The sequence below is a fragment of the Vibrio sp. 378 genome, assembly GCF_033339435.1.
The window spans coordinates 1-1,271 of the sequence record NZ_JAWOUO010000089.1; the positions used below are offsets into that span (position 1 = coordinate 1).

The window sequence follows — 1,271 nt, forward strand, 5'->3', positions numbered from 1 at the left end:
TTTTTTTATGCGTTTTTAGACAGAATTTAGACAAAAATTAAGAAAATACATCGGAGGAAGGGATGCGAGTATTGAAGTTTGGCGGATCATCACTAGCTGATGCAGATCGCTTTTTGAGAGCGGCAGATATCATTGCCAATAACGCTCAACAAGAAGAAGTGGCCGTTGTACTTTCGGCGCCGGGTAAAACGACGAACAAGTTAGTAGCAGTCATTGAAGGTGCACTTCGCAATGGTGAAGCTGAGCTGCAAATCAATGAGTTGGAAGAGTCGTTTAAAACGCTTTTTGCTGATATCCAAGCGGTATTGCCTAACCTAGAAGGTGCGGCGTTCGATAACCAAGTTAAAACCTCTCTTTCTCAACTGCGTCAGTTTGTGCACGGCATTAACTTACTTGGTATGTGTCCAAACAACGTCAATGCTCGCATCATCAGTAAAGGTGAGCGAGTTTCGATTCAATTGATGAAGGCGGTACTGGAAGCTAAAGGGCAAAAAGCGAACCTCATTGATCCTGTTGAATATCTGTATGCGAAAGGCGATCACCTAGAAGCCATGGTGGATGTTGATGTATCGACACAGAACTTCCGTCAAAATCCTCTTCCTAAAGATCATGTGAACATCATGCCGGGCTTTACTGCGGGTAATGAAAAAGGCGAATTGGTGACGCTGGGTCGTAACGGTTCTGACTATTCAGCGGCAGTATTAGCGGCTTGTTTACGTGCTGATTGTTGTGAAATCTGGACGGACGTGGATGGCGTTTACAACTGCGATCCTCGATTGGTTGAAGATGCACGACTGCTTAAGTCACTCAGCTATCAAGAAGCAATGGAGCTTTCTTACTTCGGTGCATCCGTTCTGCATCCGAAGACCATTGCTCCTATCGCGCAATTCCACATTCCATGTCTGATCAAAAACAGCTTTAACCCTCAAGGCGCGGGTACGCTTATCGGCCAAGATACTGGTGAAGATAATCTTGCGATCAAAGGTATTACAACGCTTAACGACCTAACCATGGTTAACGTATCAGGCCCAGGTATGAAGGGGATGGTAGGCATGGCGAGCCGAGTATTTGGTGCGATGTCTTCTGCTGGTGTCTCTATTGTATTGATTACTCAATCATCGTCTGAGTACAGCATCAGCTTCTGTATCGAGGCTGATGATAAGCTGAAAGCTCAACAAGTTCTGGCGGATGCGTTTGAGCTTGAACTAAAAGACGGTCTATTGGAACCGGTTGATTTTATCGATGATGTTTCTATCGTTACCTTGGTTGGT

Annotated in this window: 1 protein-coding gene; it reads left to right on the plus strand. The window is 45.1% G+C overall.

Annotation, left to right across the window (positions count from 1 at the left end; translation table 11 throughout):
- Window positions 1–62 precede the first annotated feature (62 nt).
- On the plus strand, window positions 63–1,271 hold a 1,209-nt coding region (locus R7Q48_RS24275), incomplete at its 3' end, for an aspartate kinase (RefSeq protein ID WP_140284011.1).